Source organism: Neisseria sp. P0021.S006 (genome assembly GCF_051956895.1).
Window position 1 is genome coordinate 37,581 of record NZ_JBQCWZ010000001.1, and the last position, 15,804, is coordinate 53,384.

Sequence of the window (15,804 nt, forward strand, 5' to 3'; positions counted from 1 at the left end):
AGTGAGAATCGCTTTTCAGACGGCCTCTTATAGGTAAAACTATCTGCCGGCTTCTTCCAGCCAGTTGCGCGGTATAAGGAATTGATTGAGGCGTGCTTCGGGTGAACCTTCTTCCGGCACATATTGATACTCGAAGCGTACCAAAGGCGGCATGGACATCAAAATGCTTTCCGTACGGCCGCCGCTTTGCAGGCCGAACAGCGTGCCTCTGTCCCAAACCAAGTTAAACTCGACATAGCGTCCGCGACGGTAGAGTTGGAAATCTCGTTCACGTTCTCCATAAGGCGTGTTTTTACGTTTGGCCACAATCGGCAGATACGCTGCGATATAGCCTTCCCCAACCGCCTTGATAAAATTCAGGCAGGTATCGAAATCCCAACGGTTTAAATCGTCAAAAAACAGGCCGCCCACGCCGCGTGTTTCGTTACGGTGTTTCAAGTAGAAATATTCGTCACACCATTGTTTGAATTCAGAATAAACCGATTCGCCAAATGGCGTGCATACGTCTCGCACCACTGTGTGCCAATGCACGATATCTTCTTCAAAAGGATAAAACGGCGTCAAATCAAAGCCGCCGCCAAACCACCAAACCGGCTCGGCATTTTCAGGATAGGCAATAAAAAAGCGCACATTGGCATGGCTGGTCGGGACATAAGGATTTTTCGGATGAATGACCAGCGACACGCCCATGGCTTCAAACGCCGCGCCTGCCAATTCAGGACGATGGGCAGTGGCAGAAGCCGGCATTTTGGTTCCCTTTACATGCGAAAAATTTACACCGGCCTGCTCGAATACTGCGCCGTTTTTCAATACGCGGGTTTCGCCGATACCCAGTTTCCCCGTCCACGCTTCATGCACAAATTTGGCTTCGCCATCTTCTTGCTCCAGCGCGGCGCAGATTTGGTTTTGCAGGGTTTTGAGGAGGGTTAGAACGGATTCTGTGTGCATGATATTTCCTTGATGGTGTTTTGTTATGGGTAAATTTTTGCAGGGCTTATCTTGTAATCAAGCTTGACTCATCAGCAATAGATTGAAAGGTATCGATGATGTGGCGATACCTTTCAGACGGCCTTGATTTATTCAGTAAAAAAGGTATGTGCGCCCAAATAGTTTTTGGCGTAGAACGGGGTGGAAAGTTTTTCGGTTTTGATGGTTTTGCCGCTGCTGGGGGCGTGGATGAATTCGCCGTTGCCGATGTAGAGGCCGACATGGGAATATTTGTGTGCGCCGCCGGTATTGAAAAAGACAAGATCGCCGGCTTTTAATTTGTCATCGGAAATTTTACGGCTGGCTGCGGCCATATCGCGTGCGGTGCGTGGCAGATTGACATTGAGGGCGTTTTTATAGACGAATTGGATCATGCCGCTGCAGTCAAAGCCTGTGGCTGTGGTACTGCCGCCCCATTTGTAGGGCGTGCCGATCAGGCCCATGCTGTGAAGCATCAATTCCTGCGAACCTTGTGTGCGGTCAATATGGGAAATGCGGACAGGTTGGACTTTTCTGGCGGTTATTTGCGGCTTGTGGGATTTGTGTTTGCTGGTGGTGCCGCAGGAGGCCAACAATAGGCTGGTGGTACAAACAAATAGGGTTTTGCAGATGAGTCGAGACATGGTGAATTTCTCCGGTCGCATGATTTATGTTTTCAGACGGTCTCTATAATAATCCTTCTATGGGCAGGATGGACAGGATTTTTGAAGTAACCCGTTTCCAGAATTTGGCTTCTGGTTCTTGTGCGTAAGTTCGTTTTTCACTTGGGTCATACCAGTATAGTTTATTGTAATTGCCAAGCGTTACCTGATAGGCGTAGTTTGGGGTGGTCGTAACGAGGGTGCGCTGCATTTGGCCTGCGATTTGGGGACTTTCGATGACGACACCCATTTCGGTATTGAGGCGTGCGGAACGTGGGTCGAGGTTGAATGAGCCGATGAAAATGCGTTTCTCGTCCACGATGAATGTTTTGGCGTGCAAGCTGGTGGCGGAGCTACCGGTCAAGCCGCGGTCTTTGGAGGTCGGAACGGCGTGGTTGGGCTGGAGCTCATAGAGTTTGACCCCAGCTTTAAGCAAGGGCTTGCGGTATTTGACGTAGCCGGAATGGACGGCGGCAACGTCGGTTGCTTGGAGCGAATTGGTCAAAACGGTAACGTCCACGCCGTTGTGAATCAGCTTTTCTATGGCTTTAACGCCCGATTTTGTGGGCACAAAATAGGGTGAGACAAGGTAAACGCTTTTTTCAGGTTGCTTGAGGGCGTCTTGTAGGCGTTCGGAAATAGGCGGTTTATGCCGGTCACGGTCTAAGCCTTTGGCCGGGTCATCGCTGATCAGGCGTGTGCTGACACTTTGCCACTCCATAAGGTTGCTCTGTATTTTTTGATAGAGGTTGGAGTGTTCAATGCTTTGACGGTAGCGGATGAGCGTTTGGTTTTTATCTTGGTCGGTGTAATTAAGTTCGGCTAGTCCTTTTTGCAGGTTTCCCCGTTTGATTATGCTACTTGCATTGTAGGCGGAATGGCTTGCCCAGTAGCGGTCGAAGTCTTGGGACACTTCTGTTACTACGCGTCCTGTTGCGAGGATATCGAGGTCGGCAAAGATGGTATCGTCGTTAACCTTAAAATATTCGTCGCCGATATTGCGTCCGCCCAAAATGGTGGCACGGTTGTCGGCGGTAAAGGATTTGTTGTGCATTCGGCGGTTAAGTCGCGGAAAGTCGGCAACGTAGCCGAGCGCACGCCATTTTCTGAAAATGAAGGGATTAAACAGACGGACTTCGATATTGGGATGATTGTCGAGTGCCAGCAGGAGATCATCCATGCCGTTGGTGTTGTTGTCGTCCAGAAGCAAACGCACACGGACGCCGCGTTCGGCCGCGCGATGAATCAGGTTGAACAAAAGCTTGCCGGAGATGTCGTTGTGCCAGATATAGTACTGCAAATCAAGAGTATGGTCGGCGGCTTCAATTAAGGCTGCTCGGGCAACAAAGGCTTCATGGGCATCGTTCAGCAGATAGATATGGGAAATATCGGCCTTGGAGGGGGTAGAAGGAATACCTAAGGCGCTGTCCAGTCGCGGCGTTGAAGGGATGTCAAGATAACTGCTTTGGGTGCGTTCGTCCAATGATGGCAAAAACGCGGCGCAACCGCCCAATAGCAGGGTATAAAGAAGAGGAAGATGAAATTTCATGGGAAACCGGTACAAACAATCCCTACCTAAATGATATTTAGGCAGGGATTGAATTGAAATTAGGTTGCTTGAATCAGCTTAGAAGGCAACATAATTTGCCGGATTGACTGGTTTGCCGTTTTGACGGATTTCAAAGTGCAACTGAGTGCGGGATGCATCGGTATTACCCATGTGCGCAATGGTTTGACCGCGTTTCACGGTTTGGTTTTCATTAACCAGCAGGCGTTGGTTGTGACCGTATGCGCTCAAGAATGAGGAGTTGTGTTGGATGATGACCAAGTTGCCGTAACCGCGCAAGCCTGAGCCTGCGTAAACGACTTTACCGTCTGCCGCTGCAACAACAGGCTGGCCTTGCGTACCGGCGATATCCACACCTTTGTTGCTGCCGCCGAAGTTGGCGATAACGTTACCGGTAGTCGGACGCTGCCATGTGATGCCGCTGACGTTGCGGCTGCTGCCGGTAGATACGGTCGGTGTATTGGCAGGCGTGCTTGGAGTCGGAGCAGTAGTTGTAGTTGTTGGAGTAGAAGGTTTGCTTGCAGAAGCTGCAGGTGCAACGTAGCCTTCAGGTTTCACACGGAGGGTTTGACCAATGCTGATGGTGTTGTCGGCCAAGTTATTCCATGCACGCAGATTGTCTTGGGTAATGTTGTAGCGTTTGGAGATGTTGTAAACGGTATCACCACGAACAACGGTATGTGTCGCTGCATTAATATCAACAGGCGCATAAGAAGGCGTGTAAGTGCCGGTGCTGCCGCTGTTGTACGTTGGAGCAGGTGTACTTACCGGCGGAGTGTATGGAGCATCTGCCGCTGGGCTGGTGTTGGTATTGTAAGGCGCTGCACCGTAAGGATTGTCAGCGGTAGAGCTTGTTGTTGAACCACCGCTTTGTGTGCCGACGACTACAGGAGCCGGTTGTTGGCTGGCACAGGCTGCAAGTAATAAAACCAAAGCTGCCGATCCGGCATAAGATACACTTTTTTTCAACATGTTAATGACTTTCGTATTCGGGTAATTGTTCTCGTCGAGGCATATCATAATAAAAATATGCTTGTTTCTCAAGTGTTCGGCTGTTAGGGACTGTTAAGGCGCAGGGATTTCTGACCAAAAGGAAGCGGTTTGCTCCATTTGTCCGTAGGCAGTCAAATCGACTTGCAGGGGGGTAATCGTGATGAAGCCGGACGCGCATTCGCCAAAGTCGGTACCTTCTTCGCTGTCGGAAACATCGCCGACCGGCCCAATCCAATAAATTTGTTCGCCACGTGGATTATACATGGGAACAATGCTTTGTTCATGATGACGACGGCCGAGCCGTGTAATTTTTATGCCTTGGATATCCTCAGGTGCGACGGCAGGGATATTGATGTTCCATAAGATGGGTTTGGAAATAGGGCGTTTGAGAAAGTAGGAAAGCAGTATCCAAGCGGCTTTTTCCGCGGTTTCCCAATAACGGCCGCTGGAGTCGGCAAGCGAAAAAGCAATGGCGGGAATGCCCATTAAATAGGCTTCAGTCGCGGCGGCAACCGTACCGGAATAAAGCGTATCGTCGCCCATATTTGCGCCGTTGTTAATGCCGGACAAGACTAAGTTGGGTTTGAAGTCGGCAAGGGCATGCTGGCCGACATGAATGCAATCGGTGGGGGTGCCGTTCACATAGTAAAACCCGTTTTCCGCCTGTTTCAGTTGTAAAGGACGGTCTAGAGTCAGGGAATTGCTGACGCCGCTGCGATCGCGTTCGGGCGCAACCACCCTGACATTGGCAAATTCTGCACACACTCTTGCCAAAACAGCCAAACCGGGCGCAAGATAACCATCGTCGTTTGAGATTAATATGTTCATGTGACAATATTGTGTCTATCGGTAAGATGGACGGTATTGTACTGGTTTGCTTGAGCGATTGTCCACGAATCGGCAACGTTTGGGCGGAAAGGATAATAATGAAACATTATGAGTTAGACCCCAAAGCTTTATTGGGCGGCGTGATTGCTTCAGACGGCAATCAGGAGATTGTTCAGCTTTCACTGCAGAAGAATAATGAAATTCCGGCATATGAGGCGGATGCGATTATTTTGCTTTTGGTTTTAAACGGCAAAGCCGAAATCAAAACGGTGGACGAAGTTTTGCAAACCGAAGGCTTGCAAGTTATCCGTCTTGAGCCGATGGAAGCGCACAGCATTCGCGCGTTGGCCGATAACACCAATATTTTGGTTATCAAACAATTAATTCACGAAACCGGTCTCAGCAAACGTTTGAGATTTGGAAGTTGCTGTCTGTAATGCAATAAAGGCCGTCTGAAAAGTTTCAGACGGCCTTTTTAAAATCAACTAGATTTATTTCAAACCTTTTTTCACCAAGTCTTCATAACCGCCATGGTTGGTTACGTTGGTGTAGCCGGCTTTTTTCAGCTCAGTCAGCGCGGCTTCTGCACGGCGGCCGCTGCGGCAGTAGAGGTTTACCGGTGCGTTTTTATCCGGGCTGACGGATTTGATGCGGTCAACGATTTGGTCATGCGGAATATTGAGCGCACCTTGCAAATGGCCTTCTTTAAATTCTTCGGCAGAGCGGACATCAATCCAAACGCCTTTTGCTTTTGCAGGCTGTGCCGCAATTTTTTCAACTTTAGGCATAGAGGCAGCGGAAGCGGCCAAAGGAGTGGCAACAGCGGCGGCAAAAAGTACGGCGGTCAGCAGTTTCTTCATGGTTCAATCTCCTATTAGACAGAAAACAATATGATAACTTTATCAGTTTAGCATTTCATCAGGCCGTCTGAAAGGGGAGTTGGCTTTCAGACGGCCTGATTTTACAAACCGATTAGCGTTGGGTTTCTACTGCTTCCAAAGCGCGTAAAGCGTAGGTATAAGCGGCACCAGCGTTCAGGGCGATAGCAGTGGCCAATGCGCCGGCGATTTCACTTTCGGTTGCACCTGCTTTGGCTGCGGCGGCTGCATGCACGCTAATACAGCTTTCGCAACGTGTGGTAATAGCAACGGCAATGGCAATCAGTTCGCGTGTTTTGGCATCCAGTGCTTCGGCAGCGGCTGCTTGATCCAGTACGCCGTAGGCTTGCAGCATTTTAGGATGGTTTTTACCCAATTCGCCGAATGCTTTTTTTACCAAGGCGGTATGTTCAGGCCAGTCTTTAAACATGATATGTCCTTTCTTAATGTGAGTGGATAAGATAAAAAATCCTATCCGTTTGTATTTGGTGTGTGTATTATTGCAATAATTTGAAGATTTAAATCGTCAAAACATCTCATTTATTGGTAAAAAACACTATGGATATTTTGGATAGGCTGGTCGAATTGGCGCAGGTAAAAGGCAGCGTGGATGTTCAATGTCTTTTTCGGGGGGAATGGTATGTGCGGCATGAACCAAAGCGTGCGCATGGTTTGGTACATATCGTAACTGCCGGTTCGGGTTATATCCGAATTGATGGGGAGCAAGAGGCTAGGCTGCTGAGTGCGGGGGATATCATTTTTTTTCCGCGCAGCGTAGGGCATACTTTGAGCAACGACAGCAGTTGTGAAAATCTCGGTGTCAGCGTGCTGACGAGTGAAAAAGGCGCATTTAAAGTCAAGCAGAGTCATGCAGGAGGCGATGCGGCTTTGCATCTTTTCTGCGCGCGGTTTGAATATGAAGCGCAGGCGGATATTATGGCGGGACTGCCTGATACTGTTTTGCTGAATATCAACCATCCTTCTTTACAGTATTTGGTGGCATTGTTGCAATATGAGAGCGGTCAGGCTTTGTCCGGCTCGGTAGCGGTCGTGAACGCATTGGCTTCGGTGTTGCTGGTATTTCTACTTCGAGCCAGCCTGGAGAAAAATGGGGCAGCGCAATTAAGCGGTTTGCTGAATGGTTGGCAGGACAAACGTTTGCGGAATTTGCTTCAGGCAGTAGTGGATAAGCCGGAAGAGGAATGGAATATCGAGAAAATGACCGAGATGGCCAACTTATCTCGCGCCCAGTTGATGCGGGTATTTAAGCAGCAGACGGGAACAAGCCCTCATGCTTTTGTAAACAGTATCCGCTTGCAGCAGGGGGCGTTATTGTTAAAGCAGACAGCCGATTCGGTTTTATCGGTTGCGCTCTCGGTGGGTTTTCAATCGGAAACGCATTTTGGCAAGGCATTTAAAAAGCAATATGGGATATCGCCGGGGCAATATCGTAAGAATGATCGCGCTGATGAAGCAGCAGTACAAGCGGAAGAAATGCCGATTTACTTTATTTGAACAGATGATAAAAGGCCGTCTGAAAGTGTAAAAATGAAATCTAGGATTTCCAAAACACTTTTCAGACGGCCTCAATTTTAAAACGTATCAATCAAACAGAATTAGTCCAGTTTTTTGAAATGACGGCGACGTTCCAATTCGCTCAGGTAGCGTTTACGCAGGCGGATGGATTGTGGCGTGATTTCAACCAGTTCGTCATCGTCGATGAACTCAACTGCACCTTCCAAAGTCAATTTGATAGGCGTAGTCAGGCGCACGGCTTCATCTGTACCGCTGGCGCGGACGTTGGTCAGTTTTTTACCTTTCAGAGGGTTTACCACCAAGTCGTTGTCGCGGCTGTGAATACCAATAATCATACCTTCGTAGACTTTGTCGTTTGGAGAAACGAACATACGGCCGCGGTCTTCCAAGTTCCACAGGGCGTAAGCAACAGCTTCACCTTGCTCTTGAGAAACCAGGACGCCGTTGTGACGACCTGGCATATCAGGTTTAACCGGAGCATAGTCGTCAAAAACGTGGCTCATCAAGCCGGTACCGCGGGTCAAGGTCATAAATTCACCTTGGAAACCGATCAGGCCGCGTGCAGGAATATGGTATTCCAAACGTGTACGACCGTTACCGTCGCTTTCCATATTGGTCAATTCGCCACGGCGGCGGCCGAGTTCTTCCATGACCGCGCCTTGGTTTTCATCCGGCACATCCACAGTCAGATTTTCGTAAGGCTCGCATTTTTGACCGTCAATTTCACGGAATACCACGCGCGGTTTGCCGACTGCCAATTCAAAGCCTTCGCGGCGCATGTTTTCCAACAAAATGGTCAAGTGCAATTCGCCGCGGCCAGAAACGCGGAAAACGTCGGCATCGGCTGTATCTTCAACACGCAGGGCAACGTTGGTCAGCAATTCTTTTTGCAGGCGGTCGCGGATTTGGCGGGAAGTCACGAATTTGCCTTCAGTACCGGCAAGAGGAGAAGTGTTGACCATAAAGTCCATGGTCAGGGTCGGCTCGTCCACGCTCAACATAGGCAAGCCTTTGGGATTGTCTTTGTCGGTAATGGTTACGCCGATACCGATGTCTTCAATGCCAGAAATAATCACGATGTCACCGGCCTCAGCTTCTTCCAAAGGTACGCGTTCCAAGCCTTGGAAGCCCAACAGCTGGTTGATGCGGCCTTGGGCGACTTGTTCTTCATGATTCATGACGGCAACGACTTGGCCGGGTTTGATGCGGCCGTTCAGGATGCGGCCGATGCCGAGGCGGCCGGTGTAGTTGTCGTAGTCCAGTTGGGAAATTTGCAGTTGCAGCGTTTTGTCCGCGCTGCCGCTTGGTGCAGGCGTGTGTTTCAAAATGGTCTCGAACAGAGGGCGCATGTCGCTGCTCTCGTCGTTTTCATCCAGTTTGGCAAAGCCGGACAGGCCGGAAGCATAGACGATAGGGAAGTCCAATTGTTCGTCGGTTGCGCCCAAGTTGTCGAACAATTCGAATGTTTGGTCGATAACCCAGCTTGGACGGGCAGATGGTTTGTCGATTTTGTTGATAACAACGATAGGTTTAAGACCCAAAGCCAAGGCTTTTTTGGTCACGAAACGGGTTTGCGGCATAGGGCCTTCTTGTGCGTCAACCAACAGTACGACGCAGTCAACCATGCCCAATACACGTTCCACCTCGCCACCAAAATCAGCGTGTCCCGGGGTATCTACGATGTTAATGTGGTAGCCTTCGTATTCGATGGCGGTATTTTTAGCGAGAATGGTAATGCCGCGTTCTTTTTCAAGATCGTTGCTGTCCATGACGCGTTCTTCGACTTGCTGGTTGGAACGGAATGTACCGGACTGACGCAGCAACTGGTCAACTAATGTGGTTTTGCCATGGTCGACGTGGGCGATGATGGCAATATTGCGGATTTGTTTCATGATAATTTATGTGTTTCAGCTAGGTGCTTAAAAAAAAGATAACTGGCGATTATAGCACGATTCCTAAGTATTGACGGAGTAGAAGATTCAAAAAAATGAGGCAAAAGCAGTTGAGAATAATTCATAATTAAATTTGATTGATTTTGTTGGATTATTTGCTTTTATTTATGGTTAACAAATGTAAATGTTTTTGAATGATGCAATGGATTCTTAATACTAATGTCAAAAAATTGTCATTAAAAACAGGGGATTAATTTTTCAGACGGCCTTTTTGGCTGGTTAACTTTTTTGATAATTGTTTGTATTTTAAATAGAAAATTTGTCAAAAGTGCTTCTTGTGCATACAATTACCTCGTTCCATAACAACACACGAATCTTCATTTCGTGATTATCAACTTTTAAAAGAAAGAGAAAGAATTATGCAAGGCAACCAAGCAGTTATTGATTACATGAACGAATTATTGTCTGGTGAGTTGGCTGCTCGCGACCAATATTTTATCCACTCTCGCCTGTACTCTGAATGGGGTTACACCAAACTGTTCGAACGTTTGAACCACGAGATGGAAGAAGAAACCACTCACGCCGAAGACTTCATCCGTCGTATCCTGATGTTGGGCGGTACTCCTAAAATGACACGTGCCGAACTGAACATCGGTACTGACGTAATCTCTTGTCTGAAAGCAGACTTGAACACTGAATACGAAGTACGCGATGCGCTGAAAAAAGGCATCAAATTGTGCGAAGAAGCTCAAGACTACGTTACCCGCGATTTGATGATTGCCCAACTGAAAGACACTGAAGAAGATCACGCTCACTGGTTGGAACAACAACTGCGTCTGATCGAATTGGTCGGCGAAGGCAACTACTACCAAAGCCAACTGTAATCTAGCGTATAACATATTAAGGAGCTGAATATGAAAGGCGATCGCTTAGTTATTCGCGAGCTGAACAAAAACTTAGGTTTGTTGCTGATTACCATTAACCAATACTTCCTGCATGCCCGCATTTTGAAAAACTGGGGCTTTGAAGAATTGGGCGAACACTTCTTCAAACAATCCATCCGCGAGATGAAATCCGCAGACGATTTAATCGAGCGTATTTTGTTCTTGGAAGGTCTGCCTAATCTGCAAGAATTGGGTAAACTGTTGATCGGTGAATCTACCGAAGAAATCATTGCCTGCGATCTGAAAAAAGAGTATGAAAAACATGATACTCTGGTTGCAGCCATCGCTCTTGCAGAAGAGCAACAAGACTATGTCAGCCGTGATTTGTTGGAAAAACAAAAAGACATCAACGAAGAACACATCGACTGGCTTGAAACTCAGCAGGAATTGATTGGTAAAGTTGGTTTGCCAAACTACCTGCAAACAGCGGCGCAAGAGGACTAAAACACAAACCACTGCCAAATATAGCAGTCCCTGCTCCCATCGACGGCATATCTTTACGGATATGCCGTTTTCTTTTATAAAAATGCTTAAAGGCCGTCCGAATGTTCAGACGGCCTTGATTTTATATCGCTTTCAAACGGTATAGATAAGTAGTTTCCTTGTTTCTGGCAAACGCCAAAGGATCGGATTCATCTATTGCTTTTTTGTGTTGCGGTTTAGTTTTCAAAATATCGACTACATTGAGTGAGGCCGTCTGAAAGCATTGGTTTAGAAAGTCTTTGTTGCGCAAATGTAAGTGTTCTGCCAAGTCGGAAATAATTAACCAGGCTTCGCCGTTTGGATTTAAGTGCTGGCGTACGCCGTTGAGGAACGCGGTTAACATGGCATGATTGGGGTCGTAAAGGGCGGTCTCGATGGCAGAGGTCGGTTTTGCCGGCAGCCAAGGCGGATTGCAGACGATAAGGTCGGCGCAAGTTTCGGGAAATAAATCAATCGATTGGATGTTGACAGCTTTATCCAGGCTTAGACGCTCAAGGTTTGCTGTGGCGCAGGCTATTGCTTTTGGGTTGGTGTCTGTGGCAATGATGTCGGGTATGCCTCGCTTGGCCAAAATTGCGGCAATAACACCTGAGCCGGTGCCGATGTCAAAGGCCGTCTGAATATGGGGAGCGAGTGGGGCTTGTGTGATTAAATCCAAATACTCGCCGCGCAGTGGAGAGAATACGCCGAAAGGAACATGGATTTTTCCATCAAGCTGAGGAATGTCTATGCCTTTTTTGTGCCATTCGTGTGCACCGATAAAACCCAATAATTGATTTAGCGGCAAAAGAAACGGTTTGTCGTTTAGTGTGTCGTAAACATCGCACAAGGCGGCGTAGATGTCGGGTGCGCGTGCATTGTCCAGTTGAAAATTAGGTTGGATTTCGATGGCAAGCATATTGAGCAAACGGCTTTGTTGCGCCTGTTTCATACGGTGGGCATGAAAGGCTGTCTGAATATCGGCAGGTGCGCCTTTCTTTTTTTCAGACGGCCTGCGGATACGTTTTTTCATTGCAGATAAGACTTGCTTGGCATTGTGAAAATCGCCAGTCCAAACAGTTGCAGTTTGCGCGTGGGCATTTTTTAAGATTTCTGTTGCGCCTGCTTCTTGTATGTAAACCGCCTGCTTGGGTGGCTTTTGTGTACTTTCGTTGCGCCATTCGATGTCGGAGCGGTTGGTAGGGATGGTATGGGGCATAATGTGTTTCAAATCGGGGAAATAGGGGATTAGTTTACTATATTTAGGATGTGTTCGGTTTGAGAGGAGCTTTTAATAGTCCAAATTAGACAAAATGTATAAAAATTTCTCAAGTTTTAAAATTTATACCAATATTTTGATAAAAATAGATTGTCGTTTTGTCTAAAATGAGTATAATGCAAAACCAGAACACAATAATCTTAATCAGATTTGGACAAGGAACATCATGCAATTAGACATTGACCGTTTGGTTGCCTATTTTGGCGGCGTAAACGCGCTGGCCGAAGCTCTGAAACAGCACGACCCGGAAAATGCTGCGACCACAGCGGCTATCTACAAATGGCGTACACGCGGGTCCCTGCCTTTGGCTCAGTTGCAAAAACTGACCGCTTTGGCGGAAGCGCAAGGCAGACCGCTTGATTTGAATGCTTTTTTACAAAAAAATGAATCTCTGGAGAGAACAGAAATGACACAAACCAACCGCGTTATCATTTTCGATACCACCATGCGCGACGGTGAGCAGTCCCCCGGCGCATCCATGACCAAAGAGGAGAAAATCCGTATTGCCCGCCAGTTGGAAAAGATGGGTGTCGATGTGATTGAGGCAGGTTTTGCAGCAGCCAGTCCGGGCGATTTTGAATCGGTTAATGCGATTGCCAAAATCATTACTAAATCTACAGTTTGCTCATTGGCGCGTGCCGTTGAAAACGATGTGCGCAAAGCAGGCGAAGCTGTTTCCCCTGCTCCGAAAAAACGTATTCACACTTTTATCGCCACCAGCCCCATCCACATGGAGCACAAACTGAAAATGAAGCCGCAGCAGGTCATCGATGCGGCGGTCAAAGCGGTAAAAATTGCCAAAGAATATACTGACGATGTGGAATTTTCCGCCGAAGACGCCGTGCGTTCGGATTTGGACTTTCTCGCCAAAATCTTTACGGCGGTTATCGAGGCAGGCGCAACCACCATCAATATTCCCGATACTGTCGGCTACTCCATCCCTTCCGTATGGTACGAGCGTATCAGTAACATCATCAAAAGCGTGCCCAACGGCGACAAAGTAGTCTGGTCGACCCACTGCCACAACGACTTGGGTATGGCGGTTGCCAACTCGCTGGCCGCTGTTCAGGCAGGCGTGCGCCAGGTGGAATGTACCATCAACGGTTTGGGTGAACGTGCGGGTAATGCCAGCCTTGAAGAAATCGTGATGGCGTTGAAAGTGCGCCACGACCTTTTCGGCTTGGAAACCGGCATTGATACCACGCAAATCGTGCCAGTATCCAAACTGGTATCTACTATTACCGGCTATCCGATTCAGCCAAATAAAGCAGTAGTCGGCGCAAACGCCTTTGCACACGAATCAGGCATCCACCAAGACGGCGTGTTGAAACACCCTGAAACCTATGAAATCATGACTGCCGAATCAGTTGGCTGGTCAACCAACCGCCTGACTTTGGGTAAACTCTCCGGCCGTAATGCTTTCAAAACCAAGCTGGCAGATTTGGGTATTGAGTTGGAAAGTGAAGAGGCGTTGAATGCGGCATTTGCACGCTTCAAAGAGCTGGCGGATAAGAAACGCGAAATCTTTGATGAAGACCTGCACGCTTTGGTGTCTGACGAAATGGGCAATATGAATACCGAAAGCTACAAATTCATTTCCCAAAAAATCAGCACTGAAACTGGTGAAGAGCCGCGCGCCGATATTGTGTTCAGTATTCGCGGTGAAGAAAAACACGCTTCCGCTAGCGGCTCAGGCCCTGTTGATGCCATCTTCAAAGCCATTGAAAGCGTAGCACAAAGTGGCGCAACCTTGCAGATTTACTCTGTCAATGCGGTAACTCAAGGTACAGAAAGCCAAGGCGAAACTTCCGTCCGCCTGCAACGTGGCGACCGTGTGGTCAACGGCCAAGGTGCGGATACCGACGTATTGGTGGCAACTGCCAAAGCCTATTTATCTGCGCTGAGTAAATTGGAATTCGGCCAAGCCAAGCCAAAAGCGCAAGGCAGAGGCATGATTTAATTTATTGAAAAGGTTAAGGCCGTCTGAAATCGTAGTGATACGTTTCAGACGGCCTTTTTTATTTGGTTAGAAAATAGTTTATTTATTGAAGTTTAAGCAGTCGGTCTTGTTCGACCGACAATACGCCATTTATTTTTTTGAAATAGGCAATGGCATCTTCAATCTTGGTCTTGGAAGACGGACGAATAGCAATGCCGTTCAGGTTTTTGTATTCATAAATCAAACTTGCACCCGAGGTTTTCACTGCTTTTAGCAATGGCGCAGAACCGGTTTGGGCATCATAGAAGATAATCAGGTTTCCATTTGTATCTTGGGCTTGTTGCTGAGATGGGATGGCAGTTGATTGAGTAGGAGTACTTGGGCTTTGGCAGGCGCAAAGCAGGGTGGAGAGTAGGATGAATGCTAGGGTTTTCATGGCATTAATTCAATTTGATAAAACACTAAGGCCGTCTAAACAATCGTAAAACGAAATCAAAGTTTCCCTTTACAACTTTCAGACGGCCTTTGTCAGTTATGCTTCAGGCAATTCCATGGCTAGAACGGTTTGCTCTTGTTTGGCACGGAAAGCCGCCAATTTTTCAGCCAATTCAGGATTTTCATTGGCCAAAAGTGAAATAGCAAACAGCGCTGCATTGGCCGCACCGGCTTCGCCAATGGCAAATGTGGCAACAGGAACGCCTTTGGGCATTTGTACAATCGAAAGCAGGGAGTCTTCGCCGCGCAGATATTTGCTGGGCACGGGAACACCCAAGACGGGCACCGTGGTTTTGGCTGCAACCATGCCTGGCAAATGCGCTGCGCCGCCTGCGCCGGCAATGATGGCTTTGATGCCGCGTTCGCGTGCGGTTTCGGCGTATTCAAACATCAAATCAGGCGTACGGTGTGCAGAGACGACACGCGCTTCGTATTCAACGCCGAATTCTTTGAGAAATTGTGCTGCCTGCTGCATCACCGGCCAATCGCTGTTGCTGCCCATAATAATGCCGACTTGGATCATGAAGAGTTCCTTTTGCTTGAATGGATTAAGGGTAAAAAAATATTCAGACGGCCTTGGGGATGACAAGGCCGTCTGAACGTTTATCTTTGTTTGAGACTGATGGAAGCGCGTTTTGCCGCTTCGCTGTTGGGGAAGCTTTGTATCAGTTTGCGCCATGTGCTGCGGGCGATGTCTTTTTGTTGCAGTTTGTATTGGCATTGGCCGATGCTGTACATGGCATCGGGAGCTTGCGGGCTGTTGCGGAATCGGTTGGCGTAGCGGTTGCCGATTTCGATAACGGATTCGCAGTTGCCCAGACGTTGTTGGCTTTGCAGGAGCAGGTACATATTGCGGCGGGCAATTTCGCTGCCATTGCCGCCGTCAGCCTCTTTCAAAATGGCCACTGCGGCGGAATAGTTGTTACGCTGATAGTATTTTTGCGCCTGATTATAAAGGCGTAATTCGTTTTGTGCGGCTGAGTCTGTTTCAGACGGCACGCCGCCGCCATTTGCCAAATAGTTCATTTTCAGCTTGCGGTCGTCCAATCGCTGGGCTTTGGGATTGGAAGCAGAAGTAGTCGGACGTTTGATAGTCCGTTGTTGTTCCAATGTGTGCAAGCGTTGATTTAATTCTTCAACCGTGCGTTCCAGTCGGGCAATTTGTATACCTAAGTGGTCAATCTGGGTTTGTGCGTCCAAACGCGGATAGGGAATACTTTTTTCAGGCAAAGGCTCACGCGGAATATCCGGCAGGACGAAGTTAGGATTATCGGCTGGTTGAAGAGGATGGGAAACGGCGCACGATGTGGCCAATAGAGTAAGCGGCAAAAGAAACAGGGAATGTGATAATGTTTTCATCGGA

17 protein-coding genes are annotated in these 15,804 nt (G+C 48.1%); 5 read left to right on the plus strand and 12 right to left on the minus strand.

The window, feature by feature from the left end; translation table 11 throughout:
* Positions 1-39 precede the first annotated feature (39 nt).
* The 5 genes from hemF to surE form a co-directional block, all read right to left on the minus strand.
* The gene (gene hemF, locus ACTHUM_RS00210) at positions 40-948 is read right to left on the minus strand and encodes an oxygen-dependent coproporphyrinogen oxidase (protein ID WP_004520293.1); all 909 of its coding nucleotides are present in this window, start codon (positions 946-948) and stop codon (positions 40-42) included.
* A 128-nt stretch (positions 949-1,076) separates the two neighbouring features.
* The gene (locus tag ACTHUM_RS00215; RefSeq protein WP_004520294.1) at positions 1,077-1,610 is read right to left on the minus strand and encodes a C40 family peptidase; all 534 of its coding nucleotides are present in this window, start codon (positions 1,608-1,610) and stop codon (positions 1,077-1,079) included.
* A 43-nt stretch (positions 1,611-1,653) separates the two neighbouring features.
* Positions 1,654-3,177 carry a phospholipase D family protein gene (locus tag ACTHUM_RS00220; RefSeq protein ID WP_004520295.1) on the minus strand — a complete coding sequence of 508 codons (1,524 nt, stop codon included), beginning with the start codon at positions 3,175-3,177 and terminating at the stop codon, positions 1,654-1,656.
* 78 nt (positions 3,178-3,255) lie between these two features.
* Complete coding sequence (locus ACTHUM_RS00225; protein ID WP_049335267.1) at positions 3,256-4,167, minus strand: peptidoglycan DD-metalloendopeptidase family protein; 912 nt, start codon at positions 4,165-4,167, stop codon at positions 3,256-3,258.
* Between the two features lie 93 nt (positions 4,168-4,260).
* The gene (gene surE, locus ACTHUM_RS00230) at positions 4,261-5,016 is read right to left on the minus strand and encodes a 5'/3'-nucleotidase SurE (RefSeq protein WP_440361119.1); all 756 of its coding nucleotides are present in this window, start codon (positions 5,014-5,016) and stop codon (positions 4,261-4,263) included.
* 98 nt (positions 5,017-5,114) lie between these two features.
* Between surE and ACTHUM_RS00235 the strand changes: the two genes are divergently transcribed.
* Complete coding sequence (locus ACTHUM_RS00235; RefSeq protein ID WP_004520298.1) at positions 5,115-5,453, plus strand: hypothetical protein; 339 nt, start codon at positions 5,115-5,117, stop codon at positions 5,451-5,453.
* 54 nt (positions 5,454-5,507) lie between these two features.
* Here ACTHUM_RS00235 and ACTHUM_RS00240 read toward each other — a convergent pair whose 3' ends face one another.
* Together ACTHUM_RS00240 and ACTHUM_RS00245 are read right to left on the minus strand one after the other, a co-directional pair.
* On the minus strand, positions 5,508-5,876 hold the full coding sequence (locus ACTHUM_RS00240; RefSeq protein WP_440361118.1) for a rhodanese-like domain-containing protein: 369 nt from the start codon (positions 5,874-5,876) through the stop codon (positions 5,508-5,510).
* Positions 5,877-5,988: 112 nt separating this feature from the next.
* Positions 5,989-6,324: a carboxymuconolactone decarboxylase family protein gene (locus ACTHUM_RS00245; RefSeq protein ID WP_440361117.1), complete on the minus strand. Its 336-nt coding sequence runs from the start codon at positions 6,322-6,324 to the stop codon at positions 5,989-5,991.
* Between the two features lie 128 nt (positions 6,325-6,452).
* On the opposite strand from ACTHUM_RS00245, the gene ACTHUM_RS00250 reads away from it, so the two are divergent.
* On the plus strand, positions 6,453-7,409 hold the full coding sequence (locus ACTHUM_RS00250) for a cupin domain-containing protein (protein WP_440361116.1): 957 nt from the start codon (positions 6,453-6,455) through the stop codon (positions 7,407-7,409).
* A 101-nt stretch (positions 7,410-7,510) separates the two neighbouring features.
* Here the strand turns inward: ACTHUM_RS00250 and typA are convergent, their stop codons facing one another.
* Positions 7,511-9,322: a translational GTPase TypA gene (gene typA / locus ACTHUM_RS00255; protein ID WP_049335263.1), complete on the minus strand. Its 1,812-nt coding sequence runs from the start codon at positions 9,320-9,322 to the stop codon at positions 7,511-7,513.
* Between the two features lie 419 nt (positions 9,323-9,741).
* On the opposite strand from typA, the gene bfr (ACTHUM_RS00260) reads away from it, so the two are divergent.
* Both bfr (ACTHUM_RS00260) and bfr (ACTHUM_RS00265) read left to right on the plus strand, forming a co-directional pair.
* On the plus strand, positions 9,742-10,206 hold the full coding sequence (gene bfr / locus ACTHUM_RS00260) for a bacterioferritin (protein WP_004520304.1): 465 nt from the start codon (positions 9,742-9,744) through the stop codon (positions 10,204-10,206).
* Positions 10,207-10,236: 30 nt separating this feature from the next.
* Entirely contained in the window at positions 10,237-10,710 is a 474-nt protein-coding gene (gene bfr, locus ACTHUM_RS00265) for a bacterioferritin (RefSeq protein ID WP_049335261.1), read from the plus strand.
* 121 nt (positions 10,711-10,831) lie between these two features.
* Here the strand turns inward: bfr (ACTHUM_RS00265) and ACTHUM_RS00270 are convergent, their stop codons facing one another.
* Positions 10,832-11,947: a methyltransferase gene (locus ACTHUM_RS00270; RefSeq protein ID WP_049335259.1), complete on the minus strand. Its 1,116-nt coding sequence runs from the start codon at positions 11,945-11,947 to the stop codon at positions 10,832-10,834.
* A 226-nt stretch (positions 11,948-12,173) separates the two neighbouring features.
* On the opposite strand from ACTHUM_RS00270, the gene ACTHUM_RS00275 reads away from it, so the two are divergent.
* A complete protein-coding gene (locus ACTHUM_RS00275) occupies positions 12,174-13,967 on the plus strand; it encodes a 2-isopropylmalate synthase (RefSeq protein ID WP_049330811.1) in 1,794 nt (597 codons plus the stop codon).
* Between the two features lie 82 nt (positions 13,968-14,049).
* Here the strand turns inward: ACTHUM_RS00275 and ACTHUM_RS00280 are convergent, their stop codons facing one another.
* From ACTHUM_RS00280 to ACTHUM_RS00290, 3 genes are all read right to left on the minus strand, one after another.
* The gene (locus ACTHUM_RS00280; RefSeq protein ID WP_004520308.1) at positions 14,050-14,382 is read right to left on the minus strand and encodes a hypothetical protein; all 333 of its coding nucleotides are present in this window, start codon (positions 14,380-14,382) and stop codon (positions 14,050-14,052) included.
* Between the two features lie 96 nt (positions 14,383-14,478).
* Entirely contained in the window at positions 14,479-14,964 is a 486-nt protein-coding gene (purE, locus tag ACTHUM_RS00285) for a 5-(carboxyamino)imidazole ribonucleotide mutase (protein ID WP_003686478.1), read from the minus strand.
* 80 nt (positions 14,965-15,044) lie between these two features.
* Positions 15,045-15,800 carry a tetratricopeptide repeat protein gene (locus ACTHUM_RS00290; RefSeq protein ID WP_004520309.1) on the minus strand — a complete coding sequence of 252 codons (756 nt, stop codon included), beginning with the start codon at positions 15,798-15,800 and terminating at the stop codon, positions 15,045-15,047.
* Positions 15,801-15,804 lie beyond the last annotated feature (4 nt).